The 994-nt window shown below is 67.3% G+C and carries 1 protein-coding gene; it reads right to left on the bottom strand.

The window, feature by feature from the left end:
• The coding region (locus KUM32_RS40155) for an ABC transporter ATP-binding protein (RefSeq protein ID WP_217146647.1) at nucleotides 1–920 on the bottom strand (920 nt) is incomplete at its 3' end.
• Between the last annotated feature and the right edge of the window lie 74 nt (nucleotides 921–994).

Genomic DNA, 994 nt, shown 5'->3' with positions numbered 1-994 from the left:
GCCGACAGCAGCGCCTGGGTGTAGGGGTGCGTCGGGTGGTCGTAGATCTCCTCGTCCGTACCGATCTCGGCCATCTTGCCCAGGTACATCACGCCGACCCGGTCGGAGATGTGCCGGACGATGGACAGGTCGTGCGCGATGAAGATGTAGGACAGGTTGAACTCGTCCTGGAGCTTCTCCATCAGGTTGATGACCTGCGCCTGCACCGACACGTCCAGCGCCGAGACGGGCTCGTCGCAGATGATGATCTCCGGGTTGAGCGCGAGGCCACGGGCGATGCCGATGCGCTGGCGCTGGCCGCCGGAGAACTGGTGCGGGTACCGGTTGATGTACTCCGGGTTCAGGCCCACCACGTCGAGCAGGTCCTGCACCTTGCGGCGCCGGTCGCCCTTGGGCGCGACCTCCGGGTGGATCTCGAAGGGCTCCCCGATGATGTCGCCGACCGTCATGCGCGGGTTCAGCGATGTGTAGGGGTCCTGGAAGACCATCTGGATGTTGCGGCGTACGGCCTTCAGCGCGCGCCCGGACAGCTTGGTGATGTCCTGGCCCTTGTAGAAGACCTCGCCCGCGGTCGCCTGCTCCAGCGTCATCAGCAGCTTGGCGACCGTGGACTTGCCACAGCCGGACTCGCCGACGATGCCCAGCGTCTCGCCCTGGTAGAGGTCGAACGAGACGCCGTCCACGGCCTTGACCGCGCCGATCTGGCGCTTGAAGAGGATGCCCTGGGTCAGCGGGAAGTGCTTGACCAGGTTGCGCACCTGGAGGATCGGCTCACCGCGCTCGACGGGTGCGTCGAGTACGGCCTCCACCTCCTCGACGGACGCGGCCTCGACCACGTCCACCTCGGTCACGTTCGGGGTGGTGTCCCGGGGCGCGCCCTTCTGGTCGGCCGCCTCGTCCTTCTTGGTGGGGTCAGCCATGGATCGTCTCCTTCCAGAAGTGGCACGCGCTGCCTCGGCCCGGCAGGTCGGTGCCGTCCCGCTCGGTCACGGGG

It is taken from the genome of Streptomyces sp. AC627_RSS907 (assembly GCF_019049165.1).
Note: the sequence above shows the minus strand (reverse complement) of the source record. Positions and strands in the feature narration are given on the sequence as shown.